The organism is Gordonia sp. LUNF6, assembly GCF_047041125.1.
Classification (GTDB): domain Bacteria; phylum Actinomycetota; class Actinomycetes; order Mycobacteriales; family Mycobacteriaceae; genus Gordonia; species Gordonia sihwensis.
Map to the genome: position 1 here is coordinate 2,722,429 of NZ_CP178181.1, position 17,713 is coordinate 2,740,141.

The 17,713-nt window shown below is 69.8% G+C and carries 17 protein-coding genes; 7 read left to right on the top strand and 10 right to left on the bottom strand.

Features of this window, described 5'->3' with window-relative positions:
• The first annotated feature begins 14 nt into the window (after nt 1–14).
• Entirely contained in the window at nt 15–1,157 is a 1,143-nt protein-coding gene (locus tag ACK8HH_RS12765; RefSeq protein WP_062366969.1) for a PQQ-dependent sugar dehydrogenase, read from the top strand.
• Between the two features lie 12 nt (nt 1,158–1,169).
• Here the strand turns inward: ACK8HH_RS12765 and gatB are convergent, their stop codons facing one another.
• On the bottom strand, nt 1,170–2,675 hold the full coding sequence (gatB, locus tag ACK8HH_RS12770; protein ID WP_006895927.1) for an Asp-tRNA(Asn)/Glu-tRNA(Gln) amidotransferase subunit GatB: 1,506 nt from the start codon (nt 2,673–2,675) through the stop codon (nt 1,170–1,172).
• Nucleotides 2,676–2,801: 126 nt separating this feature from the next.
• Here gatB and ACK8HH_RS12775 point away from each other — a divergent pair, with 126 nt between their 5' ends.
• Entirely contained in the window at nt 2,802–3,044 is a 243-nt protein-coding gene (locus ACK8HH_RS12775) for a PspC domain-containing protein (protein ID WP_006895926.1), read from the top strand.
• Between the two features lie 3 nt (nt 3,045–3,047).
• Here ACK8HH_RS12775 and ACK8HH_RS12780 read toward each other — a convergent pair whose 3' ends face one another.
• The 3 genes from ACK8HH_RS12780 to ACK8HH_RS12790 form a co-directional block, all read right to left on the bottom strand.
• Nucleotides 3,048–4,079, bottom strand: coding sequence for an ATP-dependent 6-phosphofructokinase (locus ACK8HH_RS12780; RefSeq protein ID WP_006895925.1), 1,032 nt, complete (start codon nt 4,077–4,079; stop codon nt 3,048–3,050).
• Nucleotides 4,080–4,189: 110 nt separating this feature from the next.
• Nucleotides 4,190–4,831, bottom strand: a complete 642-nt coding sequence (locus tag ACK8HH_RS12785; RefSeq protein ID WP_006895924.1) for a response regulator — start codon at nt 4,829–4,831, stop codon at nt 4,190–4,192.
• A 52-nt stretch (nt 4,832–4,883) separates the two neighbouring features.
• The gene (locus ACK8HH_RS12790) at nt 4,884–6,161 is read right to left on the bottom strand and encodes a sensor histidine kinase (protein ID WP_006895923.1); all 1,278 of its coding nucleotides are present in this window, start codon (nt 6,159–6,161) and stop codon (nt 4,884–4,886) included.
• 167 nt (nt 6,162–6,328) lie between these two features.
• Here ACK8HH_RS12790 and ACK8HH_RS12795 point away from each other — a divergent pair, with 167 nt between their 5' ends.
• Nucleotides 6,329–6,964 carry a hypothetical protein gene (locus ACK8HH_RS12795; protein WP_412475231.1) on the top strand — a complete coding sequence of 212 codons (636 nt, stop codon included), beginning with the start codon at nt 6,329–6,331 and terminating at the stop codon, nt 6,962–6,964.
• Nucleotides 6,961–8,193, top strand: coding sequence for an alpha/beta-hydrolase family protein (locus ACK8HH_RS12800; protein WP_412475232.1), 1,233 nt, complete (start codon nt 6,961–6,963; stop codon nt 8,191–8,193). The genes ACK8HH_RS12795 and ACK8HH_RS12800 overlap by 4 nt, the downstream gene beginning before the upstream one ends.
• Here the strand turns inward: ACK8HH_RS12800 and gatA are convergent.
• Together gatA and gatC are read right to left on the bottom strand one after the other, a co-directional pair.
• Nucleotides 8,163–9,656, bottom strand: coding sequence for an Asp-tRNA(Asn)/Glu-tRNA(Gln) amidotransferase subunit GatA (gatA, locus tag ACK8HH_RS12805; RefSeq protein WP_412475233.1), 1,494 nt, complete (start codon nt 9,654–9,656; stop codon nt 8,163–8,165). The two genes, ACK8HH_RS12800 and gatA, sit on opposite strands and share 31 nt — an antisense overlap.
• Entirely contained in the window at nt 9,653–9,964 is a 312-nt protein-coding gene (gene gatC / locus ACK8HH_RS12810; RefSeq protein ID WP_006895919.1) for an Asp-tRNA(Asn)/Glu-tRNA(Gln) amidotransferase subunit GatC, read from the bottom strand. Before gatC ends, gatA begins: the two co-directional genes overlap by 4 nt.
• A 170-nt stretch (nt 9,965–10,134) precedes the next feature.
• Between gatC and ACK8HH_RS12815 the strand changes: the two genes are divergently transcribed.
• Nucleotides 10,135–10,473: a YbjQ family protein gene (locus ACK8HH_RS12815; RefSeq protein ID WP_006895918.1), complete on the top strand. Its 339-nt coding sequence runs from the start codon at nt 10,135–10,137 to the stop codon at nt 10,471–10,473.
• Between the two features lie 5 nt (nt 10,474–10,478).
• Nucleotides 10,479–11,153: a hypothetical protein gene (locus tag ACK8HH_RS12820; RefSeq protein ID WP_006895917.1), complete on the top strand. Its 675-nt coding sequence runs from the start codon at nt 10,479–10,481 to the stop codon at nt 11,151–11,153.
• Between the two features lie 573 nt (nt 11,154–11,726).
• On the opposite strand, the gene ligA is transcribed toward ACK8HH_RS12820, so the two are convergent.
• Nucleotides 11,727–13,835, bottom strand: a complete 2,109-nt coding sequence (gene ligA / locus ACK8HH_RS12825; protein WP_412475234.1) for an NAD-dependent DNA ligase LigA — start codon at nt 13,833–13,835, stop codon at nt 11,727–11,729.
• Nucleotides 13,836–13,902: 67 nt separating this feature from the next.
• On the opposite strand from ligA, the gene ACK8HH_RS12830 reads away from it, so the two are divergent.
• Nucleotides 13,903–14,292: an MmcQ/YjbR family DNA-binding protein gene (locus ACK8HH_RS12830; protein ID WP_045537061.1), complete on the top strand. Its 390-nt coding sequence runs from the start codon at nt 13,903–13,905 to the stop codon at nt 14,290–14,292.
• 42 nt (nt 14,293–14,334) lie between these two features.
• Here the strand turns inward: ACK8HH_RS12830 and ACK8HH_RS12835 are convergent, their stop codons facing one another.
• From ACK8HH_RS12835 to ACK8HH_RS12845, 3 genes are read right to left on the bottom strand one after another with little or no spacing between them, the layout of a single operon-like run.
• Nucleotides 14,335–15,372: a vitamin-B12 independent methionine synthase gene (locus tag ACK8HH_RS12835; RefSeq protein ID WP_412475235.1), complete on the bottom strand. Its 1,038-nt coding sequence runs from the start codon at nt 15,370–15,372 to the stop codon at nt 14,335–14,337.
• Nucleotides 15,369–16,460: a tRNA 2-thiouridine(34) synthase MnmA gene (mnmA, locus tag ACK8HH_RS12840; protein ID WP_045537057.1), complete on the bottom strand. Its 1,092-nt coding sequence runs from the start codon at nt 16,458–16,460 to the stop codon at nt 15,369–15,371. The genes ACK8HH_RS12835 and mnmA overlap by 4 nt, the downstream gene beginning before the upstream one ends.
• Nucleotides 16,460–17,683 carry a cysteine desulfurase family protein gene (locus ACK8HH_RS12845; RefSeq protein WP_045537073.1) on the bottom strand — a complete coding sequence of 408 codons (1,224 nt, stop codon included), beginning with the start codon at nt 17,681–17,683 and terminating at the stop codon, nt 16,460–16,462. The genes mnmA and ACK8HH_RS12845 overlap by 1 nt, the downstream gene beginning before the upstream one ends.
• Nucleotides 17,684–17,713 lie beyond the last annotated feature (30 nt).

Here is a 17,713-nt window from a genome sequence, read left to right on the forward strand (position 1 = left end):
GTTAGAGTGGTGGAATGCCATCACACTCCCGGACTGCCGGCCGCGCGCTGCTCGCCGCGGCGTCCGCGGTGGCCGTCGTATTGGCGTCGACGTCGTGTGTGAACTTCAGCGAAGAGGACCAGGCCGCCGACCAGGGTTCCTTCACTGCGCCGCCCACCATGCAGCAGGCCCCCGAGCAGCCTCCGGCGCCTCCGTCGGACGATCAGGGCGGCGGTCCCCCGCCGACCGGGCCCTGCGTCGACCCGGATCCGGCGGTGATCGCCACGTGTCTGGCGTCCACCGGAGGTGTGCGGCCCGCGGACTCGTCGGGACGCAGTACGTACGTCGCCGAACGGACCACCGGCAAGATCATTCTGTCCAAGCGGTACGGTCCGCAGCGTGCGGTCGCCGGCGTGGAGGTGGACGCCTCCGGCGACGGCGGGCTCGTCGACTTCGAGATGTCGCCCACGTACGCCGAGGATCAGCTGATCTACGCGCTGATCACCACCGGGTCCGACAATCGCGTGGTCCGGATCGCCCCCACCGGGTCGGTGAAGCCGATTCTCACCGGTATCCCGAAGGGCGCGACCGGCAACATGGGATCGATCTCGTTCGCGTCGCCGACCGAGCTCATCGTCGCGACCGGCGATGCGGGCGATCCGGCCGCCGCGTCGAACCCGGCCTCGCTCGCGGGCAAGATCTTCTCGATCGACCCGAACGTCGCGGACCCGAAGCCCGACATCCGTGCGTCGGGGCTCGGGTCGAACGTCGCGCTCTGCCCGTCACCGGCCTCCGACGGCCAGCTGTACGTCGCCGACAGCGGCGCGCCGGGCGATCGGCTCTCCCTGGTCGGCCCTCGCGGTCTGCAGACGCTGTGGAGCTGGCCCAATCGGCCGGGGGTGAGCGGCTGCGCCGTCGGCAAGGACTGGATAGCGGTGTCGATCGCCAAGGCACAGCGGCTCGACACGTTCATGCGGCCGGCCGCCGGAAGCACATCGGTCGGCAAGCCGAGCCCGCAGGACTTCCGCAAGTCGTACGGAGCGGTGGGCCGCATGACCAGTGTCGCGGGGGCGGCGCAGATGGCCACCGTCAACAAGGCCACCCGAGGTGCGGACGTGAAGAGCTACGACGATCGCGTCGCGATCTACCTCCCGAAGGCCGGCGAAGACCTCACCTGAGCGCGCGCATCATCACTCGCACGCGGCGAGGACCAGTTCCTTGACGCGGGCCGGGTCGGCCTGACCGCGGGTCGCCTTCATGACATCGCCGACGATCTTGCCTGCCGCCTGCACCTTGCCGCTGCGAATCTTGTCGGCGATATCGGGGTTCGCGGCGAGTGCCTCGTCGACCGCCTTCTGCAGCGCGGAATCGTCCCGGACCACCTCGAGACCGCGATCGGCGACGATCTGCGCGGGCTCGCCCTCACCGTCGAGCACGGCGACGACCACCTGCTGGGCCAGTTTGTTGGTCAGCTTGCCCTCGTCGACCATGCCGATCACCTCGGCGACCTGCTTGGGAGTGATGGCGAGTTCCGCCAGCTCCATCTCGCGGGTGTTGGCCTGCTGGGCCAGGAACGACACCCACCAGCTGCGGGCGGCGTCGGGTGAGGCACCCGCTTCGGCCGTCTCGATGATGAGGTCGACGGCGCCGACGTTCACCAGATCGCGCATCACCTCGTCGGACACGCCCCACTCCTCCTGGATGCGGGCGCGGCGGATCCACGGCAACTCCGGCAGAGTGGCGCGCAGCGAATCCACCCACTCCGGGCTCGCGAGCACCGGGGGCAGGTCCGGCTCCGGGAAGTAACGGTAGTCCTCGGCGGTCTCCTTGCGACGGCCCGCCGACGTGGTTCCGTCCGACTCGTGGAAGTGCCTGGTCTCCTGGATGATCTCGCCGCCGGCCGACAGGATCGCGGCCTGCCGGCTCATCTCGAACCGGACCGCGGCCTCGACCGACTTGAGCGAGTTGACGTTCTTGGTCTCGGTGCGGGTGCCGAACTCGGCGGCGCCCTTGGGCATCAGCGACAGGTTCACGTCGCAGCGCATCGATCCCTGGTCCATGCGGACGTCGGACACGTCGAGCGACTTGAGCAGATCGCGCAGGGCGGTCACGTACGCGCGGGCCACCTCCGGTGCGCGCTCGCCCGCACCCTCGATGGGGCGGGTCACGATCTCGACGAGCGGGACGCCCGCGCGGTTGTAGTCGAGCAACGAGTGACTGGCACCGTGGATGCGCCCGGTGGCGCCGCCGATGTGCAGCGACTTACCGGTGTCCTCCTCCATGTGGGCGCGCTCGATCTCCACCCGCCAGGTGGTGCCGTCGCTCAGCAGCACGTCGAGGTAGCCGTCGTAGGCGATCGGCTCGTCGTACTGACTGATCTGATAGTTCTTCGGCTGGTCCGGGTAGAAGTAGTTCTTCCGCGCGAACACGCTCGACTCCCGGATCGAGCAGTTCAGCGCCAAGCCGATGCGCGCGGCGGATTCGACGGCCTTCGCGTTGGCGACCGGAAGCGCCCCCGGCAGACCCAGGCAGGCGGGGCACACCTGGGTGTTCGGCTCGCCGCCGAACGTGGTCGGGCAACCGCAGAACATCTTGGTCGCCGTGCCGAGCTCGACGTGGACCTCCATGCCCATGACCGGGTCGTAAGTCTCGATGACGTCGTCGAAGTCCATCAGTTCGTCGATAGCGGCACTCATGCGTCCCATCGTATCTGGGGGCCGAAGTCAGGGTGCTTCCCGATGCCCGATAGCGCCGCCGGGGCCTACGTTCGAGTCATCGGGCGGACGCCCGAACCGAGACCGATCCGAACCGAGGAGAACACCATGACCGATCCAGCCCTTCCGGGAGCCGGCGACGCGTACGACGCCGAGCCCGTCCGCCCCGCCAAACGACTCACCCGCTCGACCACCGACAAGATGATCGGCGGTGTCGCGGGCGGCATCGCCGAGTACTTCGGAATCGACTCCACTTGGGTCCGCGTCGCCTTCGTCGCGTCGATCATCCTCCCGGGCCCGCAGGTGCTTCTGTACCTGCTGCTCTGGGCGATCATCCCGAAGAACCGCTAGCCCTCAGCCGAAGATCGCGCGCGCTCCGCGGTAGTACTCGAGCGGCACCGTCTTGGTGTGGCCCACGGCCTCCTCGAAGGGGACCCGGACGATGTCGGTGCCGCGCAGTGCCACCATGGACCCCCACCCCGCGTCCGCGACGAGGTCGCTCACCGCCTGGCCGAAGCGGGTGCCGAGGACCCGGTCCCATGCGCTGGGCACACCGCCGCGCTGGATGTAGCCGAGCACCGTGGCGCGTGTGGCGATCCCGGTCCGTTCCTCGATGAGCGGCGCGAGGATCTCGCCGATCCCGCCCAGCCGCGGCCGGTTGAACTCGTCCATGCCCTTGTACGAGTGCGCCTGCTCCATCTCCGGCAGCATGAAGCCCTCGGCGACGACGACCATCGGCGAACGACCACGGTCGCGGACGCTGACCACCCACTCGCAGATCTGCTCGAGCGACTCCTGCTGCTCCGGAATGAGGATCGCGTGGGCGCCGGCCGCGACACCCGCGTACATCGCGATCCATCCGGCGTGCCTGCCCATCACCTCCAGAACCATGCACCGCTTGTGCGAATTGCCGGTGGTGCGCAGCCGGTCGACGGCCTCGGTCGCGATCTCGACCGCGGTGTTGAAACCGAAAGTGTAGTCCGTCGCCTGCAGGTCGTTGTCGATCGTCTTGGGCACGCCGACGATCGGAATGCCGTCGCCGAGCAGTCTGTTGGCGGCCGCCATGGTCCCGTCGCCGCCGACGGCGATGACGCCGTCCACCCCGATCCGCTGGAGTGCCCGCTTGATGTTCTCCGGCCCGCCGTCGGGTTCGGTGTACGGACCGAAGCGGCTGGTTCCCAGAATGGTGCCGCCCTGCTGGGAGATGCCTCGCACCACGGATCGGTCGAGGTCGATCGCCTCGCCGTACACCAGCCCCCAGAACCCGTCTCTGAATCCCACGAACTCCTGATCGTGGACCGTGCTGCCCTGCAGGACGGTTCCGCGGATCACCGCGTTGAGACCGGGGCAGTCTCCGCCGGATGTCAGAATGCCGAAGCGCGCCATCGGGTGCGACCCCTCTCTGAAAGGAAACCGGGTTCGCGTCCATCACAACACGATCCGTGCCCGGTGGCAGCACGTCGGCCAGTTCCGGACCGGTGCGCGGCATCGACCTCCTACTTCAGGCCGTTCTCGTAGGCGAAGACCACCGCTTGCGCGCGGTCGCGCAGACCCAGCTTGGCCAGCATGTTGCTCACATGGGTCTTCACCGTCTGTTCGGAGACGAACAGTTCGGCGGCGATCTCACCGTTCGACTTGCCGTCGGCGACGGTCAGGAGCACCTCGAGTTCCCGCGGGGTGAGCGAGTCGGCGGCCGCGGTGGCCTTGCGCGTGGTCCGGGAGGTGACCTGCTCGATCAGGCGTCTGGTGACCGAGGGCGCCAACAGCGCGTCGCCAGCGGCCACCACTCGGACCGCGCGCACGAGCTCGTCTGCCGGCGCGTCCTTGAGCAGGAAGCCCGACGCACCGATCCGCAGGGCGGCGTACACGTAATCGTCGATGTCGAAGGTCGTCAGCATCAGGACTCTGGTGGCCGACCCGCTGGAGATGATCTGCTCCGCGGCCCACAAGCCGTCGCGTCGCGGCATCCGGACGTCCATCAGGACCACATCGGGTTTGAGGCGGCGCACCTGGTCGACGGCGACCTGCCCGTCCTCGGCGTCCCCGAGCACGGTGATGTCGTCGGCGGCGCCCAGCAGTGCCGCGAAACCGGCGCGGACCATCGCTTGGTCGTCGGCGATGAGGACAGTGGTCGGCACGAGGGTCAGCCTAGTGCGCCGGGCCGCGGCGCGGCGCTCACGCCCGGGCGCTTCACGCGACCGCCCTCACCGACGGACCGATCGGCAGAGATGCGCGGACGGCGAAACCGCCGCCCGGCCGCGCCGCCGCGGTGAGACTCCCGCCGACGGCGTGGGCGCGTTCGGTCATTCCCAGGATGCCGTGCCCGCCGCCGACGGTCGCGCCGAGCGGCTGCGTCGCCAACCCGTTCACGATCTCGACGTCGAGTCTCCCCTCGTGCACGGGATCCTCCTCGATGCGGACCGCGATCGCCGCCCCGGGCGCATGGCGGGTGGCGTTCGTGACCGCCTCCTGAACGATCCGATACACGGCAGCGCCGACCGTCTGCGCCACCGACGAATGGTCGGAGGTGTCGGTCAGTTCCACATCCACGCCCACCGCCTGCACGCCCTCGATGAGTTCGGGGACGTCGCCGAGGCCCTGGACCGGAGCGAGCGCCGCGGTGTCCGCGGCGTCGCCGTGCGGGCGAAGCACGCCCAGCAGCTGGCGCACCTCGTCGAGCGATTCGCGGGCGGCGTCGGCGATCGCGTCGAACTCCGCCTTGGCCCCGGGCCCCACCTCCTCGGCATCGGCGGCCGCGGCCAGCCGGTAGGGTGCGGTCTGCGCCATCACCACCACCATCGACATGCGGTGCGCGACGATATCGTGCAGGTCGCGCGCGATGCGTGAGCGTTCGGCGAGTACGGCCTCTCGGGCTCGCAGCACCTCGGTCTCCTCGGTCTGCTCCGCGATCTCGCGCTGCGAGCGAGCACGGTAGCGCAGGAACGCGACGGCCATGCCGACGACGACCAGCCCGAAGATCCAACCCACCAGCGCATCGAAGGGCAAGCCGACGACGAAGGCGCCCGCGACGGCGGCCAGCACCACTGGCAGCCGCTTGAGCGGCTGGGTCCACAGCGCCGCGACGGTCATCGCCAGCAGCGCCAGGAACAACGGGATCGGCATCGGCCACGGTCCGTCGTTGGGAACCAACGACGCGACGGCCGAGGTGATGACCGTTGACGCCCAGCCGTACCTGACCGCCTCCTCGCCGGCGAACACGAGCGCGATGCCGCCGCAGCCGAGGATCGCGAAGGCGGGCAGGAGGAACGCGGGCAGGCGAGTGACCTCGCCGAGCACCGGCCAGCACACCGAGATCATGCTGACCGCGGCCAGGGCGGCGAGCCAGTTGCGCCAGTGCGACAGGTATCGGTGCAGCGCCGGGTCGCTGATGCGGTCGAGCGCGATCCGGTCACGGACCCGCCCGACCGCGGCGGCGGTCCGGCGACGGACGGCAGAGGGAGACTTCACAGTTCGACGATAGGAGCCCGAGCCGGGTCGCCACCTCCCCCGCGAGAGTGAGATCCGACCGGTTCCCCAGTCGCAGGGTTCCCTGCGGTCTCACTCTCGCGCGCGGGGTGCAAGACCCCCGTTGCGAGCGATCCGGTGTGGTGCCACCCGGCCATAGCGTTCGGGACATGACCTCGAACACCTCCGCTGACTCAGCCGATTCCCCTGGGCGACAAGGTATCCGCCGGTGGGTCGTCCGGCTCTCGACCGGCGCGGCGTTGACCGTCGGAGTCCTCGGGCTGCTGCCGATCAGCTCGGCGCTGGCGGACTCGCATCGGGCCGCTCCCCCGGCCCGGCCGGCCACAGCCGCCGAACGCGCCATCGCGGACCTGGTCGGCGACCGTCCGCTCGACGCCATGCGCGATCTGCCCGCCGACTTCTCCCGACGACTCGGGTATCGACCGGTGGTGATCGACGGCCGCCCCCTCAACCCGGCCGGAGACTGTTCCTCGCCGGTCCCGTTGCCGGACCGATTCACCGACGCCTGCCGTGCGCACGATCTCGGATACGACCTGCTCCGGTACTCCGATTCCACCGGCCGGCCCGCGGGAGCCTGGGCTCGCACCGCCCTCGACGGCCGACTGATCGACGACATGCACGCCGTCTGCGACGATCCGCTGTGCCACGCCGCCGCCGAGACCGCGCGGACCGGCCTGGCAGTGAACACCTGGCGGCAGCATTCGGGCCCGCCGGTGCGCGAGTCGGGCGGCACGATCGTCGTCGGCTATCTCTCCCGAACCGCAGAGACAGTGGGGTTGCGGTGAACCGCCTGCGGGTGCGTCCCGCGGTGGCCGCCGGCGCTCTCGCCGGTCGCCTGCTGGCTCTCGCCCCCGGCATGCTCCCCCGCTCCGCGCTGGTCGCCGCCGTCGCCGGCCTCGCGTTGACTCTTCTCGGGATGGCCGTCGGTGCCGGCGTCGGCGCGCTTCGAGACCGGATCGGTGACCGTCCACCTGCCCCGGTCTCCGGGGGCGTCCTCGCCGCCGGGCTCGTGGTCGCCGGTGCGGCCGTCGGGCTCGCGGCTCGTCACGAGTCGGCGGTCCGGGCCGCGGTGGGTGCCCCGCCGATCGGCCCCGGGTGGGTGCTGGCCGTGTGCGCGATCCCGGTCGCCGCCGCGGCCGCGGTCGTCGCGATCCCAGGACGGGTGTGGGCCGGCTTCGGAATGGTCGCGGTGGTCGCGGCGGCGTCGATCGGGCTGCCCGCGCCCGCACAGGCGTCGGGACCGGATGTTCCCGAGCGCCCCGTGATGCTCTACAGCCCGCTGAGCGAACCCGGCTCGGTCCGGGACCGCGCCGAGCGCCTGGCCGATCGCTGGGTGGCCGACGGCGGTCGCGAGGCACGCGCGGTCGTGGTGGCCGTGCCCACCGGCTCGGGATGGATCGACGCCGGAACGGTGGACGGCTTCACCGGGTACTTCGGCGGATCGGTCCGGGTCGTCGCCCTGCAGTACGACGACGTCGCGTCGTGGCGGGCGTTCATCTCCTCCCCGGATCGTGCGGGGACCTCCGCGTCCGCGGTCCTCGACGCCGTCTGGTCCCGAATCTCGAACCTGCCCGAAGCGCGGCGGCCCCGCGTGTACCTCGCCGGACAGAGCCTGGGAGCGGTGGGAGCCGACGCCGCGCGCCGCTGGGCGAACGACTCCGGGGTCGAACTCGCCGGGACAGTGCTCGCCGGGCCGCCGGCGGGGTCTGTCGACCGGGTCGCATCGTGCGAGCGGCGGGTGGTGCTGGCCAACGCCGACGATCCCGTCCCCGGGTTCGCTCCGTCGCTGCTGTGGCATCCGATCGACCGCATTCCCGGAGACGGCGACGACCGGCGCCACAGCGAGTCTCCGCCGTGGCTGCCGGTCGTGTCGATGGTCGGTACCGTCCTCGACCTCGCGGGCTCACTGAAGGTTCCCGCGGGACACGGACACCGTTACGGCGTCGAGCAGGGGCTCGCCGCCGGGATCATGCCGGCAGGCTGTCAGCCGACCGGCCCGCGGGCCGCCTCGTAGGCCGCACCGATCCGGTACAGCCGGTCGTCGGCCAGTGCCGGTGCCATGATCTGCAGGCCGACCGGGAGTCCGTCGTCGGAGGAGACCCCCGACGGAACGGACATCGCCGCGGTGCCCGCCAGGTTCACCGGCAGCGTGCACAGGTCGAACAGATACATCGACAGCGGATCGTTGACCTTCTCTCCGAGCTTGAACGGCGTGGTGGGGGTGGTCGGGGAGATCAGCACGTCGACGTCCTCGTATGCTGCGGCGAAGTCGCGAGCGATGAGCGTGCGCACCTTCTGCGCCTGACCGTAGAACGCGTCGTAGTAACCGGAGCTCAGCGCGTACGTCCCGATCATGATGCGGCGCTTGACCTCCGGGCCGAAGCCGGCCTCGCGGGTCAGTGCCATGACCTCGTCGGCGCTGTGCGAACCGTCGTCGCCGACCCGGAGCCCGTACCGCATCGCATCGAAGCGGGCCAGGTTGCTCGACACCTCCGACGGCAGGATCAGGTAGTAGGCGCCGAGCGCGTACGAGAAGTGCGGGCAGTCGACCTCGACGATCGTCGCGCCGAGATCGGTCAGCTGCTTGCACGCCGCCTGGAACGACTCCAGCACACCGGCTTGGTAGCCCTCGCCCTGCAACTGCTTCACCACGCCTATGCGCACACCCGACAGGTCGCCGGACGCGCCGGCGCGCGCGGCGCCGACGACATCGGGAATCGCCGCGTCGATGGAGGTGGAGTCGCGCGGATCGTGCCCGGCGATCACCTCGTGCAGCAGCGCCGTGTCGAGCACGGTGCGTCCGCAGGGGCCGCCCTGATCGAGCGACGACGCGCACGCCACGAGTCCGTAGCGCGACACGGTTCCGTAGGTCGGCTTGACGCCGACGGTCGCGGTGACCGAGGCCGGCTGTCGGATCGAGCCGCCGGTGTCGGTGCCGATGGCCAGCGGCGCCTGGTACGAGGCGAGTGCCGCGGCGCTGCCGCCGCCCGAACCGCCCGGAATACGCGTGGTGTCCCACGGATTCCGGGTCACCTGGTAGGCCGAGTTCTCGGTCGACGAGCCCATCGCGAACTCGTCCATGTTCGTCTTGCCGAGGATCGGGATGCCCGCGGCACGGAGCTTGGCCGTGACGGTCGCGTCGTACGGCGAGACCCATCCTTCGAGGATCTTGGACCCACAGGTGGTCGGGGCGTCGACGGTGGTGAAGACGTCCTTGAGCGCGATCGGGACGCCGGCCAGAGCGGACGGCGCCTCACCCGAAGCGATCGCCTGGTCGGCCGCCTCCGCCGCGGCGAGCGCTTCGTCGCCGCCGACGTGCAGGAATGCGCCCAGCTGTCCGTCGATCTGCTCGATGCGGTCGAGGTGTGCCCGGGTTACCTCGACCGACGACAGTTCGCGAGCGGCGATCTTGCCCGCGAGGTCGGCTGCGGACAGGCCTGTGATCTCGTTCGCGCTGCGGGTGTCGCTCACGCTCATTCCTCTCCCAGAATCTGCGGAACGGCGAAGCGCTCCTGTTCGACGGCGGGCGCCCCCGACAACGCCTGTTCTGCGGTCAGGCTCGGGACGACGACGTCCTCGCGCAGCACGTCGCGCAACTCGGCGGGATGTGCGGTGGGCGGCACGTCGTCGGCGGCCACCTCGGAGATCTGCGCGACGTGGCTCAGGATCGAGTCGAGCTGCGCCGCGTATCGGTCGAGTTCGTCGTCGTCGAGCGCCAAGCGGGACAGTCGCGCGAGATGCGCGACCTCGTCCCGGCTGATCGCCGGCTGGGAATCGGTGGACATCGTCGACCTCTCTACACACGCACTCGTCACGGAACACCGCACGAGCTCAGGACAGTGGGACTTGCCTACCAGGATATGCGGCCGCTTCGGACCGAGCCCGCGCGGGAGGTGTGCTCCGGGTGAATGATCGCGGAGTGGCCGGAGTGCACCGCACCGGTTAACTTGGACACATGATCATCGTCACCACCAACGAACTGCCGGGCTACCGGATCGAGCACGTGTTCGGCGAGGTGTTCGGCCTCACGGTGCGGTCGCGACACATCGGTTCCAACATCGGCGCCAGCTTCAAGTCGATCGCCGGTGGCGAACTCAAGGGCATCACCCAGTTGCTGCACGAGGCGCGTCATGAAGCGTTGAGTCGCTTGGCCGCCGAAGCTCAGAGCAAGGGGGCCAACGCGGTTCTCGCATTCCGCTTCGAGACGAATGAGTACGCCGGATCCGGCGGCGTCGAGGTGTGCGCGTACGGCACGGCTGTGGGTGTGCGTCCGCTCGAGCAGCAGCCGCGCTGACTCCGGTGTCGTATCTGCTTCGCGTTCTGCTGAACGACCGTCCCGGCAGTCTCGGCATGCTCGCCGTTCAACTCGGCGCCGTCGGTGCCGACATCCGCTCGCTCGAGGTGATCGAGCGAGGCGAGGGCTACGCCGTCGACGACCTGGTGGTCGACCTGCCCTCGGGTGCGCTGCCCGACACCCTCATCACCGCCGCGGAGAAGGTCGCGGGCGTGCACGTCGACTCTCTCCGTCCGCACGACGGGGTCCTCGACACGCATCAGGAACTCGAGTTGATCGACCTCGTCGCCGCGGGCGGCAAGGACCGCCTGCAGGTGCTGGCCGACTACGCGCCCCGTGTGCTCCGCGTGTCGTGGGCGATGGTGATCTCCCGCCCCGGTCCGGACGTGCTGCGCCTCTACGGCAGTTCGGGAGCCCCCGAGACGGCCCTGGAGACGGCCGACTGGTTGCCCCTCGACCGTGCGGTGGCGTTCGACTCCGAAGCCGAATGGATCCCTCAGGGATGGCGTGACATGGGGACCAGGCTGGCCGCCGCCCCCTTGGGCGACGACGGCAAGGCCCTGCTCCTCGGCCGGATCGGCGGTCCCGACTTCCGCCCCGCGGAAGTCGCGCGCCTGGGCTACCTGACCGGCATCATCGCCACCGTCCTGAAGAGAAAGCCGAACACTCAGGGCGGTTGAGCGAGCGCTCCAAGGCTGGTTGAGCGAGCGCAGCGAGTCGAAACAGCATGCGCAGTCTCGATACGCGCGCTCGCTACGCTCACACGCTCACTCGACGAACCTGGGTCTTCCCCGGCCAGCTGAGCGAGCACCTCCCAGGCCAGTTGAGCGAGCGCAGCGAGTCGAAACAGTACGCGCAGTCTCGATACGCGCGCTCGCTACGCTCACACGCTCACTCGACGAACCTGGGTCTCCTCAGGCCAGTTGAGCGAGCACCTCCCAGGCCAGTTGAGCGAGCGCAGCGAGTCGAAACAGCACGCGCAGTCTCGATACGCCTGCTCGCTACGCTCACACGCTCACTCGACGGACCTCGGCTAATCCCCAGGCCAGTTGAGCGAGCGCAGCGAGTCGAAACAACACGCGCAGTCTCGATACGCGCGCTCGCTACGCTCACACGCTCACTCGACGAACCTAGAAACTTCCGCGAGCGCAGCGAGTCGAAACAGCATGCGCAGTCTCGATACGCCTGCTCGCTACGCTCACCGGCTCACTCGACGGACCTGGGGTCTTCCGCGAGTCGAAACGGCGCACGCATCACTCGTCCTCCGACTCCGACTCTCCCGCAGATCCGGTCGCCAGCAATTCTTTGAAGCCGTCCTCGTCGAGGATCGGAACGCCTAATTCTTCGGCCTTGGCGGCTTTGCTGCCGGGCGAGTCGCCGACCACGACGTAGTCGGTCTTCTTCGACACCGAGCCCGACGCCTTGCCGCCGCGCACGATGATCGCCTCTTTGGCTCCGTCGCGGGAGAAGTCGACGAGCGAACCGGTGACCACGATCGTCTTGCCGTCGAGCGTCCGCTCGATCGACTCGTCCCGCTCGTCGGCCATGGCCACCCCCGCGGCCCGCCATTTGGCGACGATCTCGCGGTGCCAGTCGACGGCGAACCAGTCGTGCACGCTCGCCGCCCGCGTGGGGCCGAGACCGTCCACCTGCGCCAACTCGTCGACGGAGGCGTTCTGAATGCTCTCGAGGTCGCCGAAAGTGGTGGCCAGAGCCCGCGCCGGGGTGGGCCCGACGTGGCGGATCGACAGCGCGACGATCACCCGCCACAGCGGGACCCGCTTGGCCTTGTCGAGGTTGTCCAGGAATCGCCGACCGTTGGCCGAGAGCGCACCCGACTTCGTGGTGTACAGGTCGGTCTTGACCAGATCGTCGGCAGTGAGCGAGAACAGGTCGCCTTCGTCGGTCAGCACGCCGCTCGACAGAAGTGCTTGCGCCCCTTCGTATCCGAGCGCTTCGATGTCGAACGCGCCGCGGCCCGCGAGATAGAACAGGCGTTCGCGCAGTTGTCCCGGGCAGTAGCGCTGGTTGGGACAGCGGATGTCCTTGTCGCCCTCCTTCGCGGGGGCCAGTTCGGTTCCGCACTCGGGGCATCGAGTCGGCATCACGAACTCGCGTTCGGTACCGTCGCGCAGTTCGACGACCGGACCGAGCACCTCGGGAATCACGTCGCCGGCCTTGCGAATGGTGATGGTGTCGCCGATCAGGACGCCTTTACGCTTCACCTCGAAGGCGTTGTGGAGTGTCGCGCGGGAGACGGTCGATCCCGCGACCAGCACCGGTTCCATCAGCGCCCACGGCGTGACGCGGCCCGTCCGTCCGACGCCGACCATGATGTCGAGCAGTTTGGTCGTGACCTCTTCCGGTGGGTACTTGTACGCGATCGCCCAGCGCGGTGCGCGTGAGGTCGCACCCAGCCGGCGCTGGCGCGTCACATCGTCCACCTTGACGACGAGGCCGTCGATCTCGTGTTCCACCGAGTGCCGGTTCTCGCCCCAGTACGCGATCGCCTCGATGATCTCGTCGGCCCCGGTCACCTTCTTCGTGTGGTCGGAGACTGGCAGCCCCCACTCGCCCAGCGCGAGGTAGGCCTCGTGCAGCGACTCGGGCCTCCAGCCCTCCACCTTCCCGATCCCGTGACAGATCATCCGGAGTCGGCGCCGCGCGGTGACCTGCGGATTCTTCTGGCGCAGAGAGCCGGCGGCCGAGTTGCGCGGATTCGCGAACGGCGGCTTCCCCTCTTCGACGAGGGAGGCGTTCAGATTCTGGAAGTCTTCGACTCGGAAGAACACCTCACCGCGGACCTCCAGGAGTTCGGGCACCGGGCGCACCGAATCGTCGAGATCGTGCGGAACGTCGGTGATGGTGCGCGCGTTGAGTGTCACGTCCTCGCCGGTGCGGCCGTCGCCCCGGGTCACTCCCCGGACGAGCCTGCCCTTCTCGTACACCAGCGAGAGCGCGACCCCGTCGATCTTGAGTTCGCACAGGAACTCGGTCCCGGCGCCGATCTCGGCTTCGGTACGCGAGACCCAGGTGCGCATCTCGTCGTAATCGAAGACGTTGTCGAGCGACATCATCCGTTCGAGATGGTCGACCGAGGTGAAGTCGGTCGAGAACCCGCCGCCGACCAGCTTCGTCGGCGAATCGGGCACCGCCAGTTCGGGATGCTCGTCCTCGAGTGCCTGCAGCCGGCGCAACAGCGAATCGAACTCTCCGTCACTGATCACCGGCGCGTCCTGGACGTAGTAGCGGAACTGATGCCCGCGAACCTCCTCGGCGAGCAGCGCCCACTCCCGCGCCCAATCGGCGCCCGCCTCCGCTGCGGCCGATCCCGCCGTGTCTGTCCCCTCGCCCTCACTCACGCGTTCAGGTTAACCGAGCCCTGCGACATACCCGCGCCCGACGAACGCCGACACTACGCTTACCGACATGCCGCACCCCATCATGTTCTCCGACGACGATCCGATCCTGCGACGCCTCCGGACCGTGGCGCTGGCACTCCCGGAAGCCACCGAGAAGGTTGCGCACGGCCGTCCGACCTTTCGCTGCGGCAAGATGTTCGCCATGTACGGCGGCGGTGAGAAGGGCTCCAAGATCCGCCGCGACACCGCGCTCCTGTTCATCCCCGACCCGCTCGAGCGAGAGGCTCTCATCCAGGACGCCCGCTTCTTCGTCCCCGCGTACGTCGGCGCCTACGGTTGGCTCGGCATCGACCTGACCGCCGACTCGGACTGGGACGAGGTGGCCGAACTGCTAGACGCCAGCTTCCGGCAGGTGGCGCCCAAGCGCGCGGTCGCACAGTTGGAGAGCGACGTCTGAGACGTCCGGAACGGGCGCCGATCGGCCGGGGCCGCGGCGACGCTACGAGGAGCGGTAGTCCGGATCCGCGGCCAGTCCCGCGGCGATCTCCGACGACAGCGACAGGGCCCGCGTCGCCCACGATCCCGTGGCCCCCGCGAGGCCGCATACGGGTGTGACCAGGATGTTGTCGCGCAAGACCCGACGCGGCAGGCCGATCCGGTCGATCAGTTCGGTGAGACGACCGGCGAGCGTCTCGGCGTCGACCGGGGCCTCCGGCTCGGTGGCCGGAACCAGCCCCGCAGCGAGCACTCCGTCGCTGTCGACGAAGGCTCCGAGCCGGTCGTAGTCGGCGTCCGGTCGCAGTCTCGTCAGATCGATCGACAGCGCGACCCGCTCGAGTCGATCGGTCAGGTCCCACCGCGGGCGTCCACACGAATGCAGAAGAACGGGCACGTCGAGGCCGTCGACGACGCCCTGCATCAACTCGGCGGCGTCGGGCGCCGGGATCGGCCGAATCGGGTCGAGGCGGGTCAGCGGGGTGACGGTGCCATCGATCACCCGCCCCACGTCGGGTTCGTCGAGCTGCACCAGCACCTTCGCGCCGAGCCGTCGCGTCACCTCGGCGACGTGCCCGCGCAGTCCCTCGGTCAGCGACGCCGCGATGTCACGAACCGCACCGCGGTCCTTGACGATCTTGTGGCCTCCGCGCAGCTCGGCGTTCGCGGCGAAGGTCAGCGGCCCGCACGCCTGCACCTTCACGGTTCGTCCGGAGCCGACGAGCCCGGAGGCTTCCCAATGCTCCTCGAGAGCATCGAGGTCCCAGCGCAGCCAGTCCCGCGCGCGCCGCGTGGTGGTGTTGGGGTGATCGGTGAGCCGGTAGGCGTGATGCACCATGTCGAGCGGCAGGTCGACGAGCAACGCGCCGGTCCGGCCGATCATGTCGGCTCCCACTCCTCGCGCGGGGAGTTCGGGAAGGAACGGCAGATCGAGTTCGCCGCTCGCGATGCGCACCGCCTCGGACGGATCGGTGCCGGGCATGGAGCCGACGCCGGTGCCGACTCCGGCCGGCAGCCCCGTCCCGGCCGCCTGCGCTGTCACTCCGAGCCGGTGATCCGGCCGCAGCCGATCACCAGGTCGCCTTCGACCTCGTCCGGAGCGTAGAGCACGGCCGCCTGCCCACGCGCCACACCGCGAAGCGGCTCGCGCAGATCGATCCGGATGCCGGGGCCGTCGGGGCCCTCGACCGGCGTCGCGACTGCGGGCGCGAGTCCGCCGTGCGCGCGCACCTGCACCACGCACTCCACCGGGCCGTCCGGGGTGCGGCCGGAGGTCCACACCGTCTTACCCGCGGTGATCGCGGTGACCTCGAGATCGGCCGCGGCGCCCACCGTCACCGTCCCGCTCTCCGGATCGATCCCCGTCACGTAGCGCGGACGACCGTCGGCGGCGGGCGTCTCGATCCCGAGGCCCTTGCGCTGACCGATGGTGAATCCGTGGACGCCGTCGTGCTCGGCCAGCCTCTCGCCCGTCGCCGAGTCGACAACGGCCCCGGGCCGCACGCCGATCCGCGCGCCGAGGAAGGCTCGCGTGTCGCCACTCGGAATGAAGCAGATGTCGTGGGAGTCGGGCTTATCGGCGACCGCGAGCCCGCGGCGTTCGGCCTCCTCCCGGATCTGCGGCTTCGGGGTGTCACCGACCGGGAACATGGCACGCGAGAGCTGCTCGTGGTCCAGGACGGCCAGCACGTACGACTGATCCTTGTCGGCGTCGACGGCACGGCGCAGTTCGCCGTCGGCCAACCGTGCGTAGTGCCCGGTGGCGAGCGCGTCGAAGCCCAGCGCGACCGCGCGTTCGGCCAAGGCCGCGAACTTGATCTTCTCGTTGCACGACAGGCAGGGGTTCGGCGTCTCACCGGCCGCGTACGAGGCGACGAACTCGTCGATCACATCTTCTTTGAAACGGTCGGCGAAGTCCCACACGTAGAACGGGATGCCGAGCAGGTCGGCCGCGCGCCGGGCGTCGTCGGCGTCCTCGCGCGAACAGCAGCCGCGCGAACCAGTGCGCAGGGCACCGGGCGCCGTCGACAACGCCAGATGGACTCCGACCACCTCATGACCGGCGTCCACCGCACGCGCAGCGGCGACCGCCGAGTCGACCCCTCCGCTCATCGCTGCGAGTACCCGCATCAGCTCTCACCTCCAGCCCGCGCTCCGACCGCCGACAGCAGTCCGGCGGCCCGGGCACGATCGACCACCTCGCCGATCACCTCGCCGACCAGGTCGACGTCGTCCTCCGTATTGCCGGTTCCCAGCGAGAACCGGAGCGATCCGCGGGCGGTCGCAGTGTCGAAACCCATCGCCAGCAGCACGTGGCTGGCCGCCGCGACACCCGCGGTGCAGGCCGATCCGGTGGAGCACTCCACTCCCTTCGCGTCGAGGAGCATGAGCAGCGAATCACCCTCGCACCCGTCGATGGACACGTGCAGCACGCCCGGCAGCGCGAGGTCGGGCTCGATGGGCAGCGCACCGTTGATCCGCACACCGTCGACGGCGCCCAGCACTCCCGCGAGCCGGTCGCGCAAGGCGGCGACGCGCCGGGAATCGGTGTCGCATCCAGCGACCGCCGTCCGCAGGGCCGCCGCCATTCCCGCGGCCGACGCGACATCCGGGGTCCCCGACCGGAGGTCACGCTCGTGACCGCCGCCGTGGAGCAGCGGCACGCAGGCCACGTCACGGCCGATCACCAGCACTCCGGTCCCCTGCGGACCGCCGAACTTGTGTGCCGCGGAAGTCATCGCCGACAACCCGCTCGCCGCGAAGTCGACCGGCAGGTGGCCGACGGCGGCTACGGCGTCCGAGTGGACCGGAACCCCGGCCTCGGCGCCGAGCCGGGCGATCTCGGCGATCGGCTGCACCGTCCCGACCTCGTTGTTGGCCCACATCACCGAGATCAGCGCCACCTCGCCGGCGTGCTCCTCGAGTGCCGCACGCACCGAGTCGGGACTGACGAACCCGTGACCGTCGACCGGCAGCACGACGAGTTCGGCGCCGGCCTCGTCGGCGAGCCACTGCGCCGGATCGAGAACCGCGTGGTGTTCGATCGCCGAGATGACGATCTTGCGGCGCCGAGGGTCTTCACGGCGGCGCGCCTCGAAGATCCCCTTCACCGCGAGATTGTCGGATTCGGTGCCGCCGCCGGTGAAGATCACCTCGGACGGACGGGCTCCCAGGTCGCGGGCGATCGACTCGCGCGATTCCTCCAGCATCCGTCGGGCCGCCCGGCCGGAGCCGTGCAGTGAGGAGGCGTTCCCCGGGTGTGCCCACGCGGCCGCCATCGCCGCGGCGGCTTCGGGTACTAGCGCGGTGGACGCGGCGTTGTCGAGGTAGACGGGAGGGTAGGGCAGCGACATGACGCGCTCCACGATAGTCGCACGTCGCAC

Coding starts and splice junctions, on each gene's coding strand:
- ACK8HH_RS12765 (WP_062366969.1), top strand. CDS start 15: ATGCCATCACACTCCCGGACTGCCGGCCGCGCGCTGCTCGCCGCGGCG.
- gatB (WP_006895927.1), bottom strand. CDS start 2,675: ATGAGTGCCGCTATCGACGAACTGATGGACTTCGACGACGTCATCGAG.
- ACK8HH_RS12775 (WP_006895926.1), top strand. CDS start 2,802: ATGACCGATCCAGCCCTTCCGGGAGCCGGCGACGCGTACGACGCCGAG.
- ACK8HH_RS12780 (WP_006895925.1), bottom strand. CDS start 4,079: ATGGCGCGCTTCGGCATTCTGACATCCGGCGGAGACTGCCCCGGTCTC.
- ACK8HH_RS12795 (WP_412475231.1), top strand. CDS start 6,329: ATGACCTCGAACACCTCCGCTGACTCAGCCGATTCCCCTGGGCGACAA.
- gatA (WP_412475233.1), bottom strand. CDS start 9,656: ATGAGCGTGAGCGACACCCGCAGCGCGAACGAGATCACAGGCCTGTCC.
- gatC (WP_006895919.1), bottom strand. CDS start 9,964: ATGTCCACCGATTCCCAGCCGGCGATCAGCCGGGACGAGGTCGCGCAT.
- ACK8HH_RS12815 (WP_006895918.1), top strand. CDS start 10,135: ATGATCATCGTCACCACCAACGAACTGCCGGGCTACCGGATCGAGCAC.
- ACK8HH_RS12830 (WP_045537061.1), top strand. CDS start 13,903: ATGCCGCACCCCATCATGTTCTCCGACGACGATCCGATCCTGCGACGC.
- mnmA (WP_045537057.1), bottom strand. CDS start 16,460: ATGCGGGTACTCGCAGCGATGAGCGGAGGGGTCGACTCGGCGGTCGCC.
- ACK8HH_RS12845 (WP_045537073.1), bottom strand. CDS start 17,683: ATGTCGCTGCCCTACCCTCCCGTCTACCTCGACAACGCCGCGTCCACC.